Source organism: Vibrio sp. 10N.222.54.E6 (genome assembly GCF_041473955.1).
GTDB classification, from domain to species: domain Bacteria; phylum Pseudomonadota; class Gammaproteobacteria; order Enterobacterales; family Vibrionaceae; genus Vibrio; species Vibrio tasmaniensis_A.
Genome location: NZ_JBFRTD010000006.1, coordinates 248,673 through 269,754, shown reverse-complemented (window position 1 = coordinate 269,754; position 21,082 = coordinate 248,673). Strand labels below are relative to the sequence as shown.

The following is a 21,082-nucleotide window of genomic DNA, read 5'->3' as shown; positions in this document are numbered from 1 at the left end:
AAATATGGAAAACAGCTCTCGACTTTTATTTTCGAATCAATGGCTGCTGCCGAACGGACTGCTGTCATTCAAAAGGCATTTTTTATTCAGCAAGATAGCGATAACCTTAGCTTTGTTGGCTTTAAGCTTGTTCTCATTCTCCAGTACAGCAAAAACGAGGATTATTCAAGACGAGCAAGGTCAGTTTGAGATAGCGACTACCCCGCAACGCGTTGTGGTGTTGGAGTTCTCATTTGTCGATGCGTTAGCTGCGGTAGGCGTGTCTCCGGTTGGTGTTGCCGATGACAATGATGCTTCGCGAGTGATTCCGGCGGTGCGTGAATTAGTGCAACCATGGGAATCGGTTGGGATGCGTTCGCAGCCTAGTCTAGAAGCTATTGCGGTATTAAAGCCCGACCTGATCATTGCCGATGCAGAGCGTCATCGTACGGTTTATCAAGATCTACAGCGAATCGCACCAACTCTGCTGCTCAAAAGCCGTGGAGAGACTTATCAAGAGAACTTGGAATCTGCGCTTAAGGTCGGTATCGCCCTCGATAAGCAATCGGCAATGGAACAAAGAATTCACCAACATCAACAAGCCATGGTGGAATTTAAAAGTCATTTCTCGCTTAAACAAACAGTCCAATTTGCAGTTGTGTCGGAAAAAGGAATGTGGCTACATAGCCCTGCTTCGTATGCCGGAGGTGTACTCACCACATTAGGTATTGCTAGCCCAATAGTGGAACCGACAGACAAGGCGTACTTGCCAACCAGCTTTGAGTTGTTGTTGAAAACAAATCCTGATTGGTTGCTCCTTGGTGCTTACTCAGATCCAAATATCGTTGATGATTGGCAGAAAAACCCACTGTTTAATGTATTAACATCCGCGAAGAATCAACAAGTGGTAGAAGTGTCACCAGCACTATGGTCATTGAATCGAGGCATGTTGGCCGCGGAACAAATGGCGAAAAATCTAGAGCAGATCTTGGATCGTTCATGAGTTCGATGTTGCTCTCTAGAGGTAAGCGACGTTCGCTTATAGTGTCGTGGCTTACGGTATTAGTGTCGTGGCGAGTCACGTTATTTACGGCTTTAGTGTCGTGTTTGACGATGTCTGGTTACTTGGCCTCTATGCTAGGTTGGTCTAATTTCTCCCTAACATTGAGTGACTTAGTTCACTATTGGTTTGCGTTTGATGAGAGCAATATGACTCATCAAATATTGGCGACACTTAGAGCTCCAAGGGCTCACGCTGGGTTATTGATTGGTGCAAGCTTAGCCGTCGCCGGACTGTTGATGCAGGGATTAACACGTAACCCACTTGCGTCTCCATCAATTCTAGGTATTAACGCTGGCGCAGCCTGTTTTATGGCTTTAGCTGCGATAGGCATACCTGTGGTGAGTGATTTAAACCCGATCCTTAATGCCGTTCTTGGTGCATTGCTAGGCGGTGGTGCTGTGATGCTCCTCGGTGGCTTCTTCTCCGAACGTTCTCATCCGTTACGTTTGGTTTTAGCGGGTATCGCCATTACTGCTTTATTGATTGGGTTAACTCGAGCAGCGTTGATTCTAGCTGATGATATGGCTTATAGCGTGCTGCATTGGCTTACCGGTTCATTGTCTAGCGTGGATGAGGGACAGTGGCAACAGCTTTGGCCGCCAGCAGTGATTGGTTTGGTGTTGGCTGTTAGCCTTGCTCGTAACCTCAACTTATTGGCGCTTGGTGAAGAAGTGGCTGTGGGGTTGGGCAGTAATATCCGGCTTACTCGCCTCATGAGTGGATTGGCTATCGTGTTACTTGCGGGGGCCAGTGTCGCTATCGCTGGTCCCATTGGCTTTGTAGGATTGTTGGTTCCTCATTTGGTTCGGCCCATAGTTGGGCACAATTACCATCTACTGATCCCTATCTCCGCAATGGCTGGTGCAGCATTAGTGTCTTGGTCAGATGCGTTGTCACGATCGATTGCTTTCCCGACTGAAACGCCCGTTGGTGTTATTACAGCCCTACTTGGGACACCTTGTTTTATTTTGATTGCGACGAGGAGATCTTAATGCACCATCACACTAAGATAGTTTTGTTATCAGGGATTCTCATATTAGTGGCATCTGCGGGCTTGTTTGTCGGTGCAGCGTCACTTTCTATTCCTCAAGTCATCGAACATTTGGTCGCCTTTTCCAGTGACGACTTTGTTATCCATCAGTATCGACTACCACGTATGTTACTCGCGATAAGCGTGGGCGCAGGGTTGGGGCTATCTGGCGTATTAGTGCAAGGCGTGATACGTAACCCGTTAGCATCGCCTGATCTTATGGGCATTAGCGCCGGGGCAGGGCTTGCTGCGACAGCGAGTTTAGTTTGGTTCCCCAATGCACCAGTCAGTGTGCTTCCTGTCGTAGCGATGTTCGGTGGGGTACTGGCTGCTGGGCTGATTGCGCTATTGGCATGGTGGTCAAGGCCAACACCCGCCAAGTTGGCCTTGATTGGTATTGCAGTGAGTGCGTTTCTGGCGAGTTGCATCGACTTCTTGCTTGTCACTAACCCCATCGAGATCAACACTGCGATGGTATGGCTAACCGGCAGCCTCTGGGGACGAAACTGGCAGCAAGTTCCCTTTATTTGGGGAGCATTGCTCTTGTTGTTGCCAATGGCATTTTGGCTTGCTTGGCGATTGGATGTGATGGGGCTTGGTGAGGAAAGTGCCACCACATTGGGTACTAAGCCAAAACAGATACAAGCTCTTGCACTATTGGCCGCAGTGTTGCTTGCCAGCGTCAGCGTTTCAGTGGCTGGAACGATCAGTTTTGTGGGTTTATTAGCACCTCACTTAGCGCGCTTGTTGTTTGGGCATAATCATAAGTTGTTAATCCCGGCGTCTGCTCTGGTGGGTGCGATTCTGGTTACTTGTGCCGACGGCTTGGCAAGAGGTCTACAACCACCGATTGAATTACCTGCAGGGGTACTTACTTCTGTCATTGGCGCGCCTTATTTCATATTTCTTCTCTATCGTTATCGAGGTTGGTAACCATGCTAAAAACGCAGAATCTTTCCGTCGCGTACGGCAAACAAACGATCATACCGAACCTTTCGGTGTCCATCCCTAAGGGAAAAATTACTGCCTTAATTGGACCCAATGGATGTGGTAAATCTACCTTGTTAAAGACGTTAGTCAGGATCAATAAGCCGGTGACTGGAGAGGTGTTATTTGAAGACAGACCGTTGTCGAGCTATGGCGATAAAGTGCTCGCGCGTTCGTTGTCGCTTCTGCCGCAAATATTGGTCAGCCCCGAAGGCATCTCGGTCAGAAAATTGGTTGAATATGGCCGCTCTCCTTATGTGTCCCATTGGGGAAAGTTAGGGCAAGAAGACCAAGCGATTGTCGAACAAGCAATGCGTGATACTGGCGTACTTGAGTTTGCTGATAAACCGATTGAGTCACTGTCGGGTGGGCAGCGTCAAAGAGCATGGATAGCGATGATAATAGCGCAAGACACAGATGTCGTGATGTTGGATGAACCGACCACTTATCTTGATATGTCTCACCAAGTTGAATTAATGAACTTGATGCAGCAGATGAATGACAAGGGAAAAACGGTGGTGGTTGTGCTCCATGATCTGAACCAAGCGAGCCGTTACTGCGATCATTTGATCGTTTTAGAAAGAGGAGGTTTAGTGGCTGAAGGCACCCCCGATGAGGTGATGACCGAGACATTGCTGAATGATGTTTTTGATCTCAAAGTGAGCGTATTTCGTGACCCTATATCCAATACGCCGATGTGTGTGGCGATTTAAGCAAATAGCCGATGATTAAAGTTGTCAGTATGGCTTGCTGTGCATCTGGTTAAAATAATCAGAGCGAATCAATTTTTGGTGTTGATTGAGATAGTATTTTGCTATAAAACGCGCATAATCTCGCTATACAACACTTAAAGAAGAAATTACCTATGACGACCTTTCAATACTACTTTCACCAACTGCCTTGCTTCGACTGTAAAAAAACGACAGTAAGTACTGATCTTGGTTGGTTAACGCCTGCGATGAAAGATACTGCTCTAGAGCAAGTGACAAAGACACTTGCGGAAGGTGAAGTTACGCCTGATCTTTCAGCAAATGTGGTTTGTACCAAAGACGAAGCTCGCGAGTATCTATTACTGAATTTCTTCGGTTATTCAGAAGAAGAGTTAGCGAGCGGAATTGAAGCTGATGATGAGCAAGAAGTCGCGGATGAAATTGCAGAACTTCTAGAAGAAGGCCAAGATACAATCACCTTCGAACATGAAATTGCTCTTCAGTGCTGTGCTGATTGTGATGTAGAAGAAGAGTCAAACTAAGTACTCGCATTTAAGTATTAGTATTAATGTAGATACATCCATTAATACAGGGTGATGTTCAAATGAAGAAAGGCGTTAGTGGCTTCAAAGTTCACTAACGCCTTTTTTGTATCTCTGCGTCTTATCTCTAAGCAGCATTAGATCCTATGATGCTTTATTTTCTAGAATACCTTGGTCTCCCAATTGAGAAAGGATCTCTGCGGTTTTCTCGCGGAATAAATCTCTTAATAAGCGAACCGTTGGTGTGATGGATTGACGACTAGGGCAGACTAACCACAACTCGGTTGGTGTTGGTTTTAATTCAGGCATAACTTTAACCACTTCGCCCGAAAGCAAATGCTTCGACATATCTAAACAAGACTTTATCGCCACGCCTTTACCGGCAACACACCAACGTCTAACAAGGTCAGCATCGTTCGATGCACGATTCCCTTTCAGCTTCACTTTGTGATCCTGCTTACCATCGTTAAACACCCATTCGTCTTGCAACATATCATGCAGCTGATAAAGCAAACCATTATGTTGAGCTAAGTCACTCGGGTGTTTTGGTGTTCCCATTTCAGCCAAATATTCAGGAGCCGCACACAATATTCTCGGCACATCGCAGATCTTGAAACCATACATATTGGCGTCAGTAGGGGAGCCATAGCGAAGCGCCATATCAACGGAGTCACGGTAAAAATCGATATTACTGTCACTGATGCTCGTTCTAAGTGATGCTTTAGGGTATTCAAGCAAGAACTCATCTAACCAAGGTGTGATGAGGTTGCGGCCTAGATCCGATGAAAGCGCAATGCGGATTTCTCCATCGAGAATACCAAGCTCTTCGCGCATGCTGAGCTTGGCTTGCTCTAATATTTTCAAGGCCTGTTCACACTCAGGTAAATAGCGTTCGCCTGCTGAAGAGAGCCTTAAATGGCGAGTGGTTCTTACAAACAGTTCAGCGCCTAGTGCGGCTTCAACTCGTTTGACGGCAGCACTCGCGGTAGCAGTACGCATGTCTAGGTTGGTGGCTGCTGCGGTGATGCTGCGAAACTCCGCCACTTTCAAAATGACCTGTAAGTCTTCAAGAAGCATCTTATCTACCTGTGTTTGATAATGTTCTAAACATTGTATTGAAATCTTTGCTAATCACAAAGCGGGTTAACCCTTATTTACCTCTTCTAAGCTAACTTTATACGCTTAATTATCAAAATATATTTGAAAATCATTCAAATGTTAGACGGTTTATCTAGAGTGAGAATTGACTAAGATTAACTCGTCTAATTCAAGGAGAAAGCACAATGTCAGTACCATCAAAAATGAAAGCTATTGGATTTACTCAGTCATTTGCGATTACAGAGCAAGACAGTTTATTTGAGTTTGAAACGAGTCTGCCAGAACTAAAAAATAATGACTTGCTGGTAAAAGTGAGCGCGACTTCTATCAACCCTGCTGACGCAAAAATTCGTATTCGTAGTGCTAAGGATAAAACACTCGAACAACCTAAAGTGCTGGGCTATGACGCAGTCGGTGAAGTTGTCGGTAAAGGTACAGACGTTGAAGGTTTTGAATTAGGTGACCGTGTTTACTACGCTGGTGACGTCACTCGCATGGGAGCTAACGCGGAATACCAAGCCGTTGATTACCGTATTGCGGCGAAAGCACCAAAGAGCCTTTCTGATGAAGCTGCTGCTGTGATGCCGCTAGCGACACTCACTGCGTGGGAAGCGTTGTTCGATCGCCTACGTGTTCGTCCTGAAGAGCAAAAGTCGATTCTGATCATTGGTGGCGCTGGTGGCGTAGGTTCAATCACTATTCAATTGGCGAGCCAACTGACTAACCTGACTGTCATTGCGACGGCTTCAAGACCTGAAACCGAGCAGTGGGTAAGGGATATGGGTGCAGACCATGTGGTGAATCACCGTAACTTGGTTGAGTCTGTGCGCGAGCAAGGCATCCAGCATGTCGATTACATTTTTAATGTTGCGGATACCAAAGGGCACTGGGAATCGATGGTGGAGCTGATTGCACCACAAGGCATGATCAGTTCGATTGTGGAGTTCGATGGTGGAATTGATCTGTCGGCGCTTCAAGGTAAGTCTGTAGGTTTTGTGTGGGAGCTGATGTTTACACGTTCACTGTTCAACACAGACGATATCCAGAAGCAACAAGACATCTTATTCCAAGCTGCGAACTTGATTGATGCAGGCCGCATTAAATCGACACTAACGACGACGTTGAATGGTTTTAGTGTTGAGACTCTGAAAGATGCGCACCAACGTATTGAAAGCAGTACGTCGATTGGAAAAACAGCCATTAAATATTAATAGCTAATGATTTAGATCTTTGACGGTTTGAAGCATTGACCTTTTGAACGCTTGAATGGAAGGCCCCTGATATCTATCGCGAATCGGTAAGATATCAGGGGCTTTTGTTCGTCGGTGGTTTATTCAGACTTTACCTTATTCCAACAAAGCGTTACTCCGTTTCTTGCGAGGTTTTGAATTGAATCTGAAGTAAGTTTAGCTCGAAGGGCAGAGGCTGTTTGTCTGCAATCAAAAAGCCGATCTGTTTAATGTCTTGAGCTTTAAGCCCCGGCTCTCCGTTGAGTAACCGACCTCTAAACACCGCTTGAAAGTCGTTTAGTCGGAAAATTTTCTTGAGTTGTTCACCTTTAATTGTCTCAAAGTTGTGCTTGTAGTTGGTCCTGTTTCCATCTATCCACGTTGTGAACCTTAACTGGTAAGTACGACCATCACCCACAAACGTCAACTCTACGCTGTCCGTTTCAGAGCTTAGTGTTTTAACAGAGCGATTGATTGAACTGAAGCCACCATTGTTCTCTAACGATAGTTCGCCCTTAAATTGACTCGTCTCGCCATCATGAATAAGACCGCCTGTTGAGATGCCGCCCATCACATTGTCGTTGGTCGCTGTCCAATTCTTCTGTTCGTTCGCTTGTGTAAAATCAATCATATCTATTCCTGCTACAGATACTTGACACCATAAAAAAGAAAGGCTGAGTATTAGGCACAAAGAAGCGATTCGTTTAGGCAGTAAGTGCGTTTTAAAGTCAGTTTCGTGCATGATTTTCTCCAATAGTTATTAGGGCGTGTTGACCTTTCGTACTTACGGAGAAGGCTCTGTAGCAAGCATAGCCAGACAATGGTTGATGAAGTCTTCATAGTTCGACGCTTGGTCGTATTCGATTTTTAATGAACCGTGGAACATCAGGGTTACCGTAACGTCTCTGTAGCTTAGCCAACAGGTGTAACCGTCGTAATCATGCCAAGCCGTCATTTCGCCTACTTGATATTTATTGTTCAGCTGTTCGCCCGTTGAACGAAGGTAATCGAACACTCTGAGAAATTCTTTGATGGTAATTCTGCTGTCCATGTATCACTCCCGCTACGCAGTCGACTAAAAAATACTAAGTGCTTGTATTTCAATTAACTACGGTTTGGTTCTGCATTGCGATCACTGAGGGGAGGCCTGTATACAGCATCCATTTCATCGGCTCACTTTGTGGAAGGTGTGGTTTGGAGAGAACACCTCCCATAAAGTCACTGGTATTAAGTACAAAGAACATAATACGAGGCAAGAGAGTTACGTTGGACTAAGTCGTCTAAACTTACTGTTTGTATGTAGTCAAAGCAGAGCCATTTGGACTCTAAAGACGTTCTCGAAAATAAACGTAAATTAGTTCTTTACCTCAACTTAACTTGAGGTATTAGGATATGCAACGTTGCTTAAGAGAATACTTTAAGGAGAGAAGAATGATCCAACTTGAACATGTAAATTTAGTGGTTAAAGATATCCCAGAGATGCTGACTTTCTATAAAGCAGCTTTCCCTCACTGGTATGTGCGTGATGAAGGGCAAGGCGAATGGTCTGGCAAGCCACGTAACTGGCTACATTTTGGTGATGAATATCAATACATCGCGTTGAGCGATCACGGCGAAGGAGAAAACAGAGATTTGGCTGGGCATTCTGTCGGTCTCGCGCATTTTGCTTATGTAACCAACAATATCGAGAGCGTGATTGAGCGCCTTATTGATGCGGGTTTCCCTATTGCCAAACCTGGGGCTGAAGAACCTTATCGCAAAAACGTTTACTTTGTTGATCCTGCGGGCTTTGAAATCGAATTTGTAGAGTACTTGAGTGATGATCCCAAGCTGCGCAATGCCACGTAGTAGAACTCGTAATCGAGTTGGTGTACTAGAGCAAGATTGTTCGAAATAAAACGTCTAAGAAAGGGTGCTAGGAAGACTCACAGAAAAGGGCATTGTGGAATATTCCGCAATGCCCTTTTTATATCTATTAGCTGATTGGCTAACTGATCTTTACTCTGTTGGTTGCTTGGTTGCTTGGTTGCTTGGTTGCTTGGTTGCTTGGTCGCTTAGTTGGTTACTTAGCCTTGAATGGCACTAACAACTGTTTGCCAAACACGTTAATGAGTGCGCCCGTGACAATTAGACCACCACCTAGGTAAGTCCAAACGGATGGAGTCTCATTGAAGATCCACACGCCTAACAGCGCTGAGAATACGATTTGAACGTATGAGTAAGCTGAAGCTTTACCGGCAGCTTGAGTTTGCATCGCCTTGGTTAAACCGTATTGGCCTATCTGAGTGAAAATCCCGACCAGAACCAACATAATGGTTAAGAATAAGCTTGGCCATACAAAGTCGTTCCAGATCAGGGCTGTTGAGATTGGAAGAGCAACCAGCGGGAAATAGAAGATGATCACTGAGCTATCTTCAGTTTGGCTAAGCTTTCTCACAATTACATAAGCAATTGAGCTACCAAACGCGCCCAATAACGCCACCATAATGCTGAACATGGGTAACTCGCTGTTTACGCCGCTGTTCATGCTTGGTTGTACCATCACCAGCAATCCCGCGAGGCAGAATGCAATGCAGATCATGGTCGACTTTTGCACGCGCTCTTTTAAGAACAACACGCCAAGCAACGCGGTAAACACGGGATGTACGTATTGTAGAATGGTCGCTTCTGCTAGTGGCAAGGTGGTGACGGCGTAGTAAACACACATTAACGCCGCAGTACCGACAGCACCACGCACAAACAAGAGTGGTTTGTTATTACCCCAGATCGAAATGCCTTTTCGTTTCACATCGATATAGCTGATGATCAAAGAGACCAATGCCCTTGCTGCAACAATTTCAAATACAGGTATACCGTAGTTGCTGATGTATTTCACACAAGCAGACATCAGTGCGAACCCAAAAGCGGAGAGGATCATGAACCTAACCCCAACAGGGATCATTGAAACAGAGAAAGAAGGCATAAAAATATCAATCGGGTGAGGGAAGGGGAATCATAGCTTAATTTAAGAGAGTCGACCAAAGCCTTTGTCTTGCTCTATTACACCAAACCACTGATATTGCTGTGCGAGTGATTTCAGCAACTCGATCTCTTTTGCTGTCTCTTCCCTCAGCCATTCAATAAGGTCATTGATGATAGGTGTGTGTGTACGCTGGTGCATGAAGTAAGTCCAAGCACTGTGCTGAATCTTTGCATCCTTAGGGCAGTACAAGAAGCCCCGTTGTAGATCCTGCAAAACCAACAGCAAATCCGTCACCGTGACGCCTTCACCTGACAAGCAGGCACTGAGTGCCATATCCAAAGACAAGAAGCTGGTATTTCTAACGGGCTTTTTCGGCGGGGACTCGACATCAGCCAGCCACACTTTCCAGTCGTGATGATCTAAGGTTGGGTGGAGCCTTGGTAAGGTTAAGATCGAATCGAGGTCAGTATCTTTGTTCGTTAAAGTAGTCGAACAGACCGGCGCCATAAACTCTTCACGTAAGAAGGTGATGTTAGGTGCCTTGTCATAGCGTTTTTTGAAGCGTGTATGGAAGATCAGTAGGTCATATTCGCTGCTGTTGATCGATTCGTCTTCCTCAATCACAGGCACAATGACGATTTCATAATCTTGATAACGCTCGTTTAATTCCCGGACTTTAGAGATCAATACGCGCGTCGCGAAACTCAAAGTCGCTTTGATCACAATACGTTTCTGCTTTGGCTCGCCCCAAGAAGCAATAACCGCTTCGACATTGGCATAGCTTTCACGTAAAGCCACGTACAAATTGTGACCATGTTCTGTTAATTCAATCGCTCGATGCTTACGAATAACCAATGATGCGTTTAACTCATCTTCAAGCTGTTTAATCTGACGGCTGATCGCACTTTGTGTCACATGCAGCTCATCGGCGGCCAGAGTAAAGCTCATCAGCCTTGCAGCAGCTTCGAAGGCTTTTAAGCCATTATGGGATGATGGCAAGCTAGGATATGGGGTCATAATTCGTTCGCATGAGTTTATGGAATGTTAGAGTCGCAAATTTATCAATTGAACGCCAGCCTCATCGATCGTATTTTGGGCGAAATTACCTGAGGCGCTCATGAAAAAAATACTCACTCTTGCATTCCCTTTGATCATTTCACAGCTGATCTCTATGGCGTTAGTCCTTACTGATGTTTGGATGATGTCGCGTATCAGTGTGTCAGCCCTTGCGGCTGGTGGCTTAGGCGCCTCTATCTACTTTTTCATCTTTATTATTGCGAGCAGCACCGTGGGGTGTGTCGCGAACTTGATTGCGATCGCTTACGGTCAGCGCGTAGCTCGCCCTGAGTTTGGTAATACACAAATCAGATTGGCGGTGAAAGGCGCAACAATGTTGGCATTTGTGTTGAGTGTGACCTTAATGGCCAGCTTTTGGTTTGCTCCGTTGGTATTAGAGGCAGCAAAACAGCCCCAAGAAGTGATTACTTTAGCAATGGAATATGTGCATGCCTTGAAATGGGTGATGCTGCCTTCGCTTATTTTGTTGGTACTGCGTGGATTAACCAGTGCGTTTGGTAATGTGCGCTCTATTCTGGTGATGTCTATCATCACCGTAATTCTGAATGTGCCAGTGAGCTACTTCTTAACTTTCCAATTAGACATGGGTTTAACCGGTTTAGGGCTAGGTACGGCTATCGCGGCCTTTATCGTGATGCTTGGATACACGGTTTGGGTATTCAAGCGTGACGAGTTTAAGCAGTTCGCCCCTTGGTTAAACACAGAAGAGTATTCAATCAAATTAATGAGCCCTTTATTGATGATGGGTTTGCCTATTGGGCTCGCTGCATTGCTTGAACATGGCTTGATATACGGCGGAACTCTGATGGCGGGGACGATCAGTATTGCTTCTCTAGCACTGCACCAAATCCTACTGCAATGCTTAAGCTTTACTTGGAACTTCAATTTCGGTTTCTCACAAGCTGCGGCGATTTTGGTTGGCCGTGATTTCGGTGCGGGCAACTACGAAGGCATCAAAAGAACCTCGATTCTAAGCTTTATATTGGTGTCGGTGTTGAGCGTAGCCTTGTCTGCCGTGTTCATCATCTGGCCGGAAATGATCGCGTCTATCTTCAAGTTAGACGATGGTACGGGCGCAATGACTTCGCTATTGGCCTCTGTTATTTGGGTGGTTGCGTTGTGCTTTATTGTAGACGCTTGGCAGTTATTGGCGATTAACCTGTTGAGAGGGATGAAGATTGTCTCAATGCCAACCGTAATGACAGCCATTGGTTACTGGGTATTTGGTTTGCCAGCGGCTTGGTATTTGATGTCTAAGTTTGAATTGGCAGGGATCTGGGGCGGAATCGGTGTTGGTTTAGGTGTGACAGGTATTCTGCTGCTTATCCAATTGATGCGTGTCATTCAAAAGAACAGTCAGTCTCCGGATCTCTCGACTCATGCTTATTCGTGATCTGCTTGTGATGCTCGCTTTTACCATGAAAGCTTGAACGATAAACTTTGTAATGCTGACCGAGAACTATCAATTACCAGTTATCAATTACCAGTTACCAGTTTCTAATTACCAACAATGGGCTATCAGCTATCAGCTATCAGGTAAAAGCCCTGAATTGCGTACTTCGTAATTTAGACCTTGGTCTTACAGAAACCGTAAGCAAAGGTGGCTAGAATGATTTAAGTCGCTCATCGTTTTATCAAGGAAAATACAAATGGAAGTTGGATTGTTTTGGGCTGAGAAAGGAATGCTAGTACTTGGCGCTCTGTTTGTTTTGACGAGCATGATGCAGTACGGAAGACGCAGTAGTGATTGGAAAGGCGTGATTACTATGTTTTATAAGCGTATCCCAATGAATATTGCGGAATACAAATGGTACCGTCTGGGCATCGCTTTATTGGTGTTTGCTGTGGTTATTCGTTTCGCATTACTGATTCTATGGCCTACATATCAGTTTTAGCCCCTTTGCACTCATTATGTAAAACGGATAAAAACGTCAACCTGATAAACGCGTAGTAGGCGGTCAACACGTATAGGTGTTCAACATGTATGGCTGTTGCGTGAATCGGCAAGTCGAGCCTTAATAGGCTACTTATTAAGGCTGTTATTCTATAAATCATCGCAGTCATTTCATAAAATAGTGCAATTACTTTATAAAATGGCTTGTTACTATCTCTGTAGCATATTGTTTTTCATAAAGAATAATCAGAGATAATCGAATATCCGCTTTTCCCATCAATCTGACTAATAATCTACATATAAATTCATTCACCCCGTACCTGATACGATAATGATCTGTTACACTCCTCGAAATTAGCTTTAATTTGTCGGTGGTGCATTTATGTCGTTCCCAGTTCTTATATGTGATGATTCTGCATTAGCAAGGAAGCAGATGGCTCGATCACTGCCTAGTTCTCTAAATGCAGATATAACTTTTGCTGTTCATGGGCTTAATGCACTTGAAGAGTTAGCTCAAAACCAGTTTAAACTGATGTTCCTCGACTTGACCATGCCTGAGCTAGATGGCTATGGCACATTGGAAGAGATGCAACGCTTAGGTGATAACACACCTGTTGTCGTTGTTTCCGGTGACATCCAGCCAAAAGCGCAGCAGAGGGTCATGGACCTCGGTGCTAAAGCGTTTTTACAAAAACCGATCGATAAAGAAGCGTTAAAAGGCATTTTACGTGAACTTGTTGAGCCGCCAACGCAGCCTCAGGTTGTTACCCCTACCGCTTTAGATCTTCCAATACTACGCAGACGCGATATCTACATGGAAGTGGCGAACGTAGCAATCGGCCGCGCCGCCGATGCACTGGCGCGCCATTTTGATGTATTTGTCCATTTACCACTACCGAACGTGAATATTTTGGAAGTGAGTGAATTGCACATGGCACTTCGCGACTTAGCAGACAACGACCAAGTGTCGGGTGTTTGCCAAGGCTTTAGTGGAGAAGGTATTGCAGGTGAAGCGTTAGTCTTGCTGAGTGATTCCAGTGTGAGCGATCTTAAAAAGCTCATGAAGGTGCCAACAGAAAGCGAACAGTTAGAAGAATTAGAGCTGTTGATGGATGTATCTAATATCCTTGTGGGTTCATTCCTGAATGGGTTAGGTGAGCAGTCAGAAGTTCGTTTCTTCCAGAGCTCTCCGGTGTTGCTGGGTCAACACATCTCAATCGATTCCGTTATTGAAAATACCGGCGGCTCATTCAAGAAAACGATGACTTTCGAAGTCAGCTATAACATAGACGGCACTTCAATCCGTTGTGACCTTCTATTCATGTTTGTTGATGAATCTTTGCCACTTCTAGATAATAAATTGGCCTACCTAATGGAGGAGTTTTAATATGTTGAATCTTCCTGCTGAATTTGAACAGTTCCACTGGATGGTGGACATGGTTCAGAACGTCGACATGGGGCTGGTGGTTATTAATCGCGATTTTGAGGTGCAAGTTTGGAATGGCTTCATGACTCACCATAGCGGTAAGCAATCACATGATGCTATCGGTAAGTCGATCTTTGAGTTATTCCCTGAAATCCCAGAAGAGTGGTTTAGGCTGAAAACCAAGCCAGTCTATGATTTAGGTTGTCGCAGCTTTATTACATGGCCACAAAGACCTTACCTGTTCAAGTGCCGTAATGTTCGCCCTGTTACTCAACAAGCTGATTTCATGTACCAGAACGTGACGCTAAACCCGATGCGTTCGCCTACTGGACAAATCACGTCATTGTTCTTGTCGATTCAAGATGCGACTGCAGAAGCGTTAAGCGCTCAAAAGAATTAGCACCTGTCTTAATTCGAGACTCATAGCTTGTAAAGAACAATTCAAAACATCGAATAAAAATGGCTAAGGTTAATTACCTTAGCCATTTTTTTTGTTTTTTATCTTCAAACCTAATCTTCCCCCTAGCTTTTCACGTTAACCAATTCTCTTTTTCCATGCGCTTTACTGAATGTTTTAGGTTAAATCAACGAAAGGGCAGCCACGAAATGTGCTTTCGGCGCGGCAATGCTACGGGTGAATAGAAAGTGGATTTATAAAGTTTGAGTTTGAAAGCTTCATTTAATGGAGTACGAGGGCTGAATTATCAAACCCAAGTGAGTATTGGCCTCTAGATTGAGTTGTTTTCACTCTACTTTTCCAAGTGACCGCAAAACAGAAACGTCACGAGACTGCCCAATTTGGTCAAAAACCGATAAAAATTAGAAAAAAATCGAATTTATTTATGAAAAAAGGCATTTTTTTGTTGGAGAAAAGTGTGGTTTTTATGTGATTTCGAGGCACTTTCCTCACATATTTGCTTTGTGAGGGGGATATTACGTAAAAAAGGGAGGAAAACGATTGCGCAATAAACCAACAGTGTTTGCGTGAATGGTTCGCTAAGTTATTAATTAGTAAGAATTTAGTGGGGAAGTGTCACTAGAGGAGTTTTAGCAGGTATGGAATCTTTGAGAGGATAGCATAAAAAAAAGTGAAATATCAGACTTGCTGTTACTAAATCACGACCTATAATGCTGAAAACCGGAGCGTCTGCCAACGCTCCGGTTTTTTTGTGTCCGAAGAAAAGTAAACTCGTCTGCCAACGGTTTTACTACGCATTTCGCGAGAGGCACATAATTTTATGAATCAAGGAAAACACCATGCGTATCGAACAAGAACTTAAGTTAGGTTTCAAAGATGTACTCTTCCGTCCGAAGCGTTCTACCCTTAAAAGCCGTTCTCAAGTTGAATTAACCCGCGATTTTACATTCAAGCATAGCGGTCGTCAATGGTCTGGTACTCCAGTAATTGCAGCGAACATGGATTCGGTAGCAAGCTTTGAAATGGCAGCTGCTCTAGCAGAGCACGGTGTTATGACTGCAGTACACAAGCACTACACAGTAGAGCAGTGGGCTGAGTTCGCTAAAACAGCAGACAAGAAAACACTGAACAACGTATTTGTATCAACAGGTACATCTGAAGCTGAGTTCGAGAAAGTTAAGAAGATCATGGCTCTTAGCGAAGAGTTTGTATTTATCTGTATCGATATCGCTAACGGCTACTCAGAGCACCTTGTTGAGTTCGTACAGAAAGTACGTGCAGAATTCCCGACTAAAGTTATCTCTGCTGGTAACGTTGTAACGGGTGACATGGTTGAAGAGCTAATTCTAGCTGGCGCAGACATTGTTAAGGTTGGTATCGGCCCTGGTTCTGTTTGTACTACACGTGTTAAAACAGGCGTAGGTTACCCTCAACTTTCTGCAATCATCGAGTGTGGCGACGCAGCACACGGCCTTGGCGGCATGATCATCGGTGACGGTGGCTGTTCATGTGCGGGTGACGTATCTAAAGCGTTCGGCGGCGGTGCTGATTTCGTAATGCTAGGCGGCATGCTAGCTGGTCACTCTGAGTCGGGCGGTGAAGTAGTAGAGCAAGACGGCAAGCAATACATGAAGTTCTACGGCATGTCATCTCAGTCGGCTATGGACAAGCACTCAGGTGGTGTTGCTAAGTACCGTGCTGCAGAAGGTAAAACTGTTTTACTTCCATACCGTGGTTCAGTTCACAACACAATTTCTGACATCCTTGGTGGTGTACGTTCAACTTGTACATACGTAGGCGCAGCAAAGCTTAAAGAGCTAACTAAGCGTACGACTTTTATCCGTGTACAAGAGCAAGAGAACAACGTATTCGGTAAAGAGTAATCTGAACGAATTCGAATAGTTTGAAAATCAAGGGCCGCTTTTTAGCGGCTTTTTTTTGTTTGGGACAAAAAGCTACGATTGTTGTGCTACCAGAGTTGCTGGCAATCGGCAGTATTGTTTGAACTCAGATTTATGTTCGGTCAACCGGATAAGCCCTTTATTCGTTGTCTGCTACCACTTGGTTTCAAGTTACTAGGAATCAAAGAAGGCGAAACCGCTACCAACAGTGCAAAGATGTGTATCAATTGGTGGACCAGAAAGGCAGCTTCGAACGTAAGACAGACCAAGCCGACAAGCTTGAATGCCTCACTCAACAAATCAAAGTGCTAGAAAATCGAATAACAGAGATTGACGACACCCACATCGAAACCGTCAAAGGTAATAGAACCATTAAAGCTAAGAACATCACCGAAGGCGCGGACACCATCAAGTTTAATGGCGAAAAAGGGGTGTGCACCGGTGTGAGCATTTGCCCGTTTATGGGGAAACCGCATGTGGACGTTTCGAAAACCGTTTATGCAGGGAAGTAACAATGGCGATAAGCAAAGCATCATTAAAGCAAAAGATAGAAACAGAACTGAAAGCCAAAGGCTTCGTGCTCGATGGTGAGATGATGGCTGAAGCCATTGCGAACGCTGTGGTCGATGAAATCAATCAAAACGCTAAGGTGATAGTAGAGTCGGGGAGTTCAGCGGGAAGTTATTCTGCTAACTGACTCGATAGATAGTAGGCTAAAGTTGCTCTTTAAAAGGTATGTGGACAGAATAAATGAAATACTTTCAATTACGTTCATATGTTAATAATCGCCCTAAAACTCGTACCATTATGCCGCTTCTTACGAACAGCTATTGTTATTGCTTTGGGGGGAGAGCCTAAAAAATGGCATTCTGATGAAGAGTTAGAGGAGTACATCACAAGTGTAGATAAGCGGATAGTTCCGTTACTTCACGACCTAATTGTGATGCTAGATTATCTGTATGCGTTAAAGCAAGCTAATGAAGCCCTAGATACTCAAGAAAGAGATGTGCTAGAAGATGCGTATAGGTTGGTTGTTGAGATTAAGGCTATTGCCGCATAAAAAACAGCTCACGCAATAGGGGATTACGCAGAGTAGTGTTTTAAGCTTGTTTTATTTGGGTCTATTAAATAACAGTCTAGTAGACTAAACATAGACCGCTATGTTGTGCTTATCTTGAAGCATCTGTGCCATCGGCGTTAAATCAGTACGCCTAATACGCTTAGGTGTTTGTTTTTTGTTTTTGTCTTTGTTTCGCTTTTTTACCGAACTAGGGTTTAAGTTGTCGTCTGCTGTTGGTTTTAAGAAGCTAACCAATTTGCCGTTATGCATTCTGAATTTTGTGTTCTTTTGCATGATTGATTTAGCTAGGGCTTTGCGCTCTTCAGGAAGAAGCCTGTAGTGTAAGTATTCTAAGATGACAGAAAGCGGGCAACTGTATAGTTCTCGGCAGTAACCTTTTTTTCCACCAAAGGGACGATGGATATTGAACTGCTTCAGTGACGTAGCGGTTTGGGATTCAATTATACCTGTAATTTTGGGACCTATTTTCACATATCCCACATACTTCCAATCACCGCTATCATCAGGTCGATGCGAGTTTAAGTTACGTAAGCGATCTTGGGTGTTTTTTGTGATGCCCATTTTAAACAGATGAGATCTGTTTGAGTATGCGATATAGAGATATGTTGCTTCTTTATATGCCTTTGCAAAACCTTCATGCCTATTTTTTGCCACAATAAGTATCCAACAACGCGTGATTTTATCAGTATGAAATGTTGGACGTGTGCAATGTCAGCGCATTAACTAGTTAATGTAAATTCCGAGTTAGAATTGATTGATATGTAAGCGGACTCCTCAAATGTTCCTCCACCATACAGGCAAGTTAAAAGTGGCGGCAAAAATGGCGGCATTCATTGTAAAACAGCGTTATTTATGGGTATAAATCGCCACTTATTACTGTTTTTATATACATTTAAATTAACTTAAGTTATTGATTTAAATGTAGTGTTGATTGTTTTTGTTAAGTTCTACGGCATGTCATCTCAGTCGGCTATGGACAAGCACTCAGGTGGTGTTGCTAAGTACCGTGCTGCAGAAGGTAAAACTGTTTTACTTCCATACCGTGGTTCTGTTCATTACACGATTTCTGACACCCTTGGTGGTGTACGTTCAACTTGTACATACGTAGGCGCAGCAAAGCTTAAAGAGCTAACTAAGCGTACGACTTTCATCCGTGTGCAAGAGCAAGAGAACAACGTATTCGGTAAAGAGTAATCTGAACGAGTTCGAATAGTTTGAAGATCAAGAGCCGCTTTTTAGCGGCTCTTTTTTGTGGAAGTTGATTAAGAAAAATTAGAGTGTTGTGGCTAAGTTAATTTAGGGTAGGGCTTAGCCTACGAAATACACATCGACAATGTAATCGTCGTTTTTCGTGTTTCCCCATAACAATACAATTGGTTTCGTTTAATAACCTAGTGTCACTGTGATAGATTGAATATAATGTGCCAAAATATCAACTCTAAAGGTCTAGCGTGACGTTCCAAATTCGTAAAGTAACTATTGAAGGTAAAGAGTTTGAGTTGTCAAAATATTCAAATTCTGGGAAGAACTTAATTAGTGTTATGACTGGAAAAAATGGTGCCGGTAAAAGTCGGATTTTGGAATTTTTAGCATCAAACTTTTACGTTAGTGATAATTTCTTGATAGAAAATCCTAATAACTGGGATGAAAGGTTTAATGCAGTTACATCTGACTATAGCCAGAATCAGGTAAATTATTTGAGCAATGGGTTGGAATGTACTATGCAAAGAATTAGTTCTCAAGTTGCTAGTGTTTTCAAGCTTGTTTCACATGTTGATGATAGATATCGTGTTTTTCCTCAGCGCATGATTTGCTTATCTACAAGCCCATTTGATCGCTTTCCTTTGAATGTATCTAAATCACTTTCAAATGAAAGCATATATTCATACATTGGAATGAAGAATAGCAAACGTAGTAGCTCAATAGTTTCTTTAATTTCTAACGTTTTAGATAGCATGTTTAAAAAACCAGAAAAAATTGAGACAAACTTTGAAGTAATAAAGAAGACCTTAGAATACCTAGGATATGGTAATCGTATTCTTGTCTCGTATCGTTCAAATGTGAAGCTTGATGAAAATGATCTATCTAGGCGTAAAGTTTCTAAGTTACTAACCACATTTGATAATCCTATTTTTAATGAAAATCATATAGGAGGATTCGAGTGGGATAATAAAGTGGATGTTATTTATAATAGTATTCGAGTATTGCTTGATTCCAACAACGGAAAATGGAAAAAGATATTTAGTATTCCAATTAATTTTTCAAAAAACAATATTCTTGAAGATGATTATGTAAAAGCTATTCAAGTATTATCAAAAAGTGGGGTATTTTCTGTATCAAGTTTAAAACTATCTCAAGCCAATGATAACCGGAAGTTTGTTGATTTTATTGATGCTAGTTCAGGAGAGCAGTGTTTGGCTATGATGTTACTTGGCATTGCGAGTCAAATAGAAAACAACTCATTAATATGTATAGATGAACCAGAAATAAGCCTACATCCAGAGTGGCAAGAAGAATTTATTCCATTAATTAATGATCTATTTTCATTGTATTCTGGTTGTCATTTTGTGATCGCAACACACTCACCCCTTTTAGTTTCAAAACTATCTAGTGATAACTGCTTTATATTAAATTTGGATGAAAATATGTTGATTGATTCTTCAAAGTCAACAAGTTATTCATCAGACTATCAATTAGCAACTCTATTTAAATCACCGGGATTTAAGAATGAATATTTGGTTAGTGAGAGTCTTGATATTCTTAATACTCTTTCTAAATTTACGCCACTAAATTTTGAGCTTTTTGAAAGAATTAAATTGATTACATCTTTAAAGTCTCAAGTTTCATGCGAAGACCCTGTTCATTCTCTTATTACAACAATTGAAAGAGTTATGGAGGAGATTAATGAAGATTGATAACCCAGTAACATACACGAAAGGTGAGTTAGAGTTAGTTGATAATTTTATTAAGCGTGATAAAAAAAACGGAACTGACTGGGGGGATGATGAATTTAAAGACATTAAATTGTCCATAAAAAATCATTACAAGGTTGAACAGAACTATGTGTGCCCATACTGTGCAATTACATATCCTGTTGGTCATGGGATGGCATGGGATATTGAGCATATAGTTCCAAAAGATAAAAAGGTTCAATTTATGTTTGAACCTGAAAATCTCTGTGTTGCATGTAAAGATTGTAATGGAGCTAAGAGTTCAAAGGAAGTTCTTGTTAACCCCGATCGCCGCCGTTTTCCTAATTCTTCTCAAGACTATAAAATTATTCACCCTCATTTTGATTTCTACCACGAGCATATAAATGCAATTTCTCCTGGAGATTTTTATAGACCATTGAGTGAAAAGGGTGAGTTTACCATTGTAACTTGCCGCTTGTTACGGTTTTACGGTGTTGTGAAAAGAGAGCAACCTGAACAAGATATCAATGATCTTGCAAAAGCTTTGATTGATGCCGATGGAGTCGCACGAAAAATTCTCGAAGATGAGCTAGTTAAGCGAATTGTAAATAAAAGAAACATGGACTAATTGGGCTTTCGTTGTGTCCATTGAGTATGATGTTGGATTGGCGACTACAATAAAATTCATCGTTGAAAGTAATTGTATATTAGCTCAATGGTTGATGTCTTTCAGAAATAGCTGTCAGCAATTCAGTAACAATTGGGGGTAAAGG

General features: G+C 43.0%; 22 protein-coding genes and 2 pseudogenes. 18 read left to right on the top strand and 6 right to left on the bottom strand.

Going from position 1 to position 21,082, the window contains the following annotated elements; translation table 11 throughout:
• Positions 1-4 precede the first annotated feature (4 nt).
• The 5 genes from AB4513_RS02355 (at position 5) to AB4513_RS02335 (ending at position 4,311) form a co-directional block, all read left to right on the top strand.
• Positions 5-982, top strand: a complete 978-nt coding sequence (locus tag AB4513_RS02355; RefSeq protein ID WP_102257567.1) for a Fe(3+) dicitrate ABC transporter substrate-binding protein FecB — start codon at positions 5-7, stop codon at positions 980-982.
• Complete coding sequence (locus tag AB4513_RS02350; RefSeq protein ID WP_102257568.1) at positions 979-2,034, top strand: iron ABC transporter permease; 1,056 nt, start codon at positions 979-981, stop codon at positions 2,032-2,034. Before AB4513_RS02355 ends, AB4513_RS02350 begins: the two co-directional genes overlap by 4 nt.
• A complete protein-coding gene (locus AB4513_RS02345) occupies positions 2,034-3,005 on the top strand; it encodes an iron chelate uptake ABC transporter family permease subunit (protein WP_102257569.1) in 972 nt (323 codons plus the stop codon). The genes AB4513_RS02350 and AB4513_RS02345 overlap by 1 nt, the downstream gene beginning before the upstream one ends.
• A gap of 2 nt (positions 3,006-3,007) precedes the next feature.
• Entirely contained in the window at positions 3,008-3,772 is a 765-nt protein-coding gene (fecE, locus tag AB4513_RS02340) for a Fe(3+) dicitrate ABC transporter ATP-binding protein FecE (RefSeq protein ID WP_102257570.1), read from the top strand.
• A 152-nt stretch (positions 3,773-3,924) separates the two neighbouring features.
• Complete coding sequence (locus tag AB4513_RS02335; protein ID WP_009844806.1) at positions 3,925-4,311, top strand: hypothetical protein; 387 nt, start codon at positions 3,925-3,927, stop codon at positions 4,309-4,311.
• A gap of 144 nt (positions 4,312-4,455) precedes the next feature.
• On the opposite strand, the gene AB4513_RS02330 is transcribed toward AB4513_RS02335, so the two are convergent.
• Positions 4,456-5,388 (bottom strand): LysR family transcriptional regulator, encoded by a 933-nt coding sequence (locus AB4513_RS02330; RefSeq protein WP_102257571.1) that lies wholly within the window; start codon positions 5,386-5,388, stop codon positions 4,456-4,458.
• A gap of 206 nt (positions 5,389-5,594) precedes the next feature.
• Here AB4513_RS02330 and AB4513_RS02325 point away from each other — a divergent pair, with 206 nt between their 5' ends.
• Entirely contained in the window at positions 5,595-6,620 is a 1,026-nt protein-coding gene (locus tag AB4513_RS02325) for a zinc-binding alcohol dehydrogenase family protein (RefSeq protein WP_102257572.1), read from the top strand.
• 151 nt (positions 6,621-6,771) lie between these two features.
• Here AB4513_RS02325 and AB4513_RS02320 read toward each other — a convergent pair whose 3' ends face one another.
• Both AB4513_RS02320 and AB4513_RS02315 read right to left on the bottom strand, forming a co-directional pair.
• Positions 6,772-7,380 carry a CIA30 family protein gene (locus AB4513_RS02320; RefSeq protein WP_102257573.1) on the bottom strand — a complete coding sequence of 203 codons (609 nt, stop codon included), beginning with the start codon at positions 7,378-7,380 and terminating at the stop codon, positions 6,772-6,774.
• Positions 7,381-7,422: 42 nt separating this feature from the next.
• On the bottom strand, positions 7,423-7,689 hold the full coding sequence (locus tag AB4513_RS02315) for a DUF3081 domain-containing protein (RefSeq protein WP_102257574.1): 267 nt from the start codon (positions 7,687-7,689) through the stop codon (positions 7,423-7,425).
• A gap of 380 nt (positions 7,690-8,069) precedes the next feature.
• Between AB4513_RS02315 and AB4513_RS02310 the strand changes: the two genes are divergently transcribed.
• A complete protein-coding gene (locus AB4513_RS02310; RefSeq protein WP_009844811.1) occupies positions 8,070-8,486 on the top strand; it encodes a VOC family protein in 417 nt (138 codons plus the stop codon).
• 214 nt (positions 8,487-8,700) lie between these two features.
• Here AB4513_RS02310 and AB4513_RS02305 read toward each other — a convergent pair whose 3' ends face one another.
• Positions 8,701-9,600, bottom strand: a complete 900-nt coding sequence (locus AB4513_RS02305; RefSeq protein WP_102257575.1) for a DMT family transporter — start codon at positions 9,598-9,600, stop codon at positions 8,701-8,703.
• A 42-nt stretch (positions 9,601-9,642) separates the two neighbouring features.
• The gene (locus AB4513_RS02300) at positions 9,643-10,617 is read right to left on the bottom strand and encodes a LysR family transcriptional regulator (protein WP_102257576.1); all 975 of its coding nucleotides are present in this window, start codon (positions 10,615-10,617) and stop codon (positions 9,643-9,645) included.
• 100 nt (positions 10,618-10,717) lie between these two features.
• On the opposite strand from AB4513_RS02300, the gene AB4513_RS02295 reads away from it, so the two are divergent.
• The 8 genes and pseudogenes from AB4513_RS02295 to AB4513_RS02260 all read left to right on the top strand — a co-directional run bounded on the left by AB4513_RS02295 (position 10,718) and on the right by AB4513_RS02260 (position 17,376).
• Positions 10,718-12,070 carry an MATE family efflux transporter gene (locus AB4513_RS02295; protein ID WP_102257577.1) on the top strand — a complete coding sequence of 451 codons (1,353 nt, stop codon included), beginning with the start codon at positions 10,718-10,720 and terminating at the stop codon, positions 12,068-12,070.
• Between the two features lie 256 nt (positions 12,071-12,326).
• A complete protein-coding gene (locus AB4513_RS02290) occupies positions 12,327-12,572 on the top strand; it encodes a hypothetical protein (RefSeq protein ID WP_009844815.1) in 246 nt (81 codons plus the stop codon).
• Between the two features lie 381 nt (positions 12,573-12,953).
• Positions 12,954-13,958, top strand: a complete 1,005-nt coding sequence (locus AB4513_RS02285; RefSeq protein ID WP_012600962.1) for a response regulator — start codon at positions 12,954-12,956, stop codon at positions 13,956-13,958.
• A 1-nt stretch (position 13,959) separates the two neighbouring features.
• A complete protein-coding gene (locus tag AB4513_RS02280; protein ID WP_009844817.1) occupies positions 13,960-14,397 on the top strand; it encodes a PAS domain-containing protein in 438 nt (145 codons plus the stop codon).
• Between the two features lie 857 nt (positions 14,398-15,254).
• On the top strand, positions 15,255-16,298 hold the full coding sequence (locus AB4513_RS02275) for a GMP reductase (RefSeq protein ID WP_009844818.1): 1,044 nt from the start codon (positions 15,255-15,257) through the stop codon (positions 16,296-16,298).
• Positions 16,299-16,399: 101 nt separating this feature from the next.
• Positions 16,400-16,828: pseudogene (locus AB4513_RS02270) on the top strand (hypothetical protein); the annotation flags it as partial.
• A gap of 2 nt (positions 16,829-16,830) precedes the next feature.
• Positions 16,831-17,013 carry a hypothetical protein gene (locus AB4513_RS02265; RefSeq protein WP_102257578.1) on the top strand — a complete coding sequence of 61 codons (183 nt, stop codon included), beginning with the start codon at positions 16,831-16,833 and terminating at the stop codon, positions 17,011-17,013.
• A gap of 78 nt (positions 17,014-17,091) precedes the next feature.
• Positions 17,092-17,376, top strand: coding sequence for a hypothetical protein (locus AB4513_RS02260; protein ID WP_102257579.1), 285 nt, complete (start codon positions 17,092-17,094; stop codon positions 17,374-17,376).
• Between the two features lie 84 nt (positions 17,377-17,460).
• On the opposite strand, the gene AB4513_RS02255 is transcribed toward AB4513_RS02260, so the two are convergent.
• A complete protein-coding gene (locus tag AB4513_RS02255) occupies positions 17,461-18,051 on the bottom strand; it encodes a GIY-YIG nuclease family protein (RefSeq protein ID WP_102257580.1) in 591 nt (196 codons plus the stop codon).
• 282 nt (positions 18,052-18,333) lie between these two features.
• Between AB4513_RS02255 and AB4513_RS02250 the strand changes: the two are divergent.
• The 3 genes and pseudogenes from AB4513_RS02250 to AB4513_RS02240 all read left to right on the top strand — a co-directional run.
• Positions 18,334-18,591 (top strand): annotated as a pseudogene (locus tag AB4513_RS02250) (IMP dehydrogenase); the annotation flags it as partial.
• Positions 18,592-18,848: 257 nt separating this feature from the next.
• Positions 18,849-20,312, top strand: coding sequence for an ATP-binding protein (locus tag AB4513_RS02245; protein WP_102257581.1), 1,464 nt, complete (start codon positions 18,849-18,851; stop codon positions 20,310-20,312).
• Positions 20,302-20,937: an HNH endonuclease gene (locus tag AB4513_RS02240; RefSeq protein WP_102257582.1), complete on the top strand. Its 636-nt coding sequence runs from the start codon at positions 20,302-20,304 to the stop codon at positions 20,935-20,937. The genes AB4513_RS02245 and AB4513_RS02240 overlap by 11 nt, the downstream gene beginning before the upstream one ends.
• Positions 20,938-21,082: the final 145 nt, after the last annotated feature.

Excerpts from the sequence above, each read along its gene's own strand:
- AB4513_RS02240 (WP_102257582.1), top strand. The coding sequence starts at position 20,302 with ATGAAGATTGATAACCCAGTAACATACACGAAAGGTGAGTTAGAGTTA.
- AB4513_RS02260 (WP_102257579.1), top strand. The coding sequence starts at position 17,092 with ATGTTAATAATCGCCCTAAAACTCGTACCATTATGCCGCTTCTTACGA.
- AB4513_RS02320 (WP_102257573.1), bottom strand. The coding sequence starts at position 7,380 with ATGCACGAAACTGACTTTAAAACGCACTTACTGCCTAAACGAATCGCT.
- AB4513_RS02315 (WP_102257574.1), bottom strand. The coding sequence starts at position 7,689 with ATGGACAGCAGAATTACCATCAAAGAATTTCTCAGAGTGTTCGATTAC.
- AB4513_RS02285 (WP_012600962.1), top strand. The coding sequence starts at position 12,954 with ATGTCGTTCCCAGTTCTTATATGTGATGATTCTGCATTAGCAAGGAAG.
- AB4513_RS02310 (WP_009844811.1), top strand. The coding sequence starts at position 8,070 with ATGATCCAACTTGAACATGTAAATTTAGTGGTTAAAGATATCCCAGAG.
- AB4513_RS02295 (WP_102257577.1), top strand. The coding sequence starts at position 10,718 with ATGAAAAAAATACTCACTCTTGCATTCCCTTTGATCATTTCACAGCTG.
- AB4513_RS02355 (WP_102257567.1), top strand. The coding sequence starts at position 5 with ATGGAAAACAGCTCTCGACTTTTATTTTCGAATCAATGGCTGCTGCCG.
- fecE (WP_102257570.1), top strand. The coding sequence starts at position 3,008 with ATGCTAAAAACGCAGAATCTTTCCGTCGCGTACGGCAAACAAACGATC.
- AB4513_RS02345 (WP_102257569.1), top strand. The coding sequence starts at position 2,034 with ATGCACCATCACACTAAGATAGTTTTGTTATCAGGGATTCTCATATTA.
- AB4513_RS02350 (WP_102257568.1), top strand. The coding sequence starts at position 979 with ATGAGTTCGATGTTGCTCTCTAGAGGTAAGCGACGTTCGCTTATAGTG.
- AB4513_RS02335 (WP_009844806.1), top strand. The coding sequence starts at position 3,925 with ATGACGACCTTTCAATACTACTTTCACCAACTGCCTTGCTTCGACTGT.
- AB4513_RS02280 (WP_009844817.1), top strand. The coding sequence starts at position 13,960 with ATGTTGAATCTTCCTGCTGAATTTGAACAGTTCCACTGGATGGTGGAC.
- AB4513_RS02265 (WP_102257578.1), top strand. The coding sequence starts at position 16,831 with ATGGCGATAAGCAAAGCATCATTAAAGCAAAAGATAGAAACAGAACTG.
- AB4513_RS02325 (WP_102257572.1), top strand. The coding sequence starts at position 5,595 with ATGTCAGTACCATCAAAAATGAAAGCTATTGGATTTACTCAGTCATTT.
- AB4513_RS02300 (WP_102257576.1), bottom strand. The coding sequence starts at position 10,617 with ATGACCCCATATCCTAGCTTGCCATCATCCCATAATGGCTTAAAAGCC.
- AB4513_RS02275 (WP_009844818.1), top strand. The coding sequence starts at position 15,255 with ATGCGTATCGAACAAGAACTTAAGTTAGGTTTCAAAGATGTACTCTTC.
- AB4513_RS02290 (WP_009844815.1), top strand. The coding sequence starts at position 12,327 with ATGGAAGTTGGATTGTTTTGGGCTGAGAAAGGAATGCTAGTACTTGGC.
- AB4513_RS02330 (WP_102257571.1), bottom strand. The coding sequence starts at position 5,388 with ATGCTTCTTGAAGACTTACAGGTCATTTTGAAAGTGGCGGAGTTTCGC.
- AB4513_RS02305 (WP_102257575.1), bottom strand. The coding sequence starts at position 9,600 with ATGCCTTCTTTCTCTGTTTCAATGATCCCTGTTGGGGTTAGGTTCATG.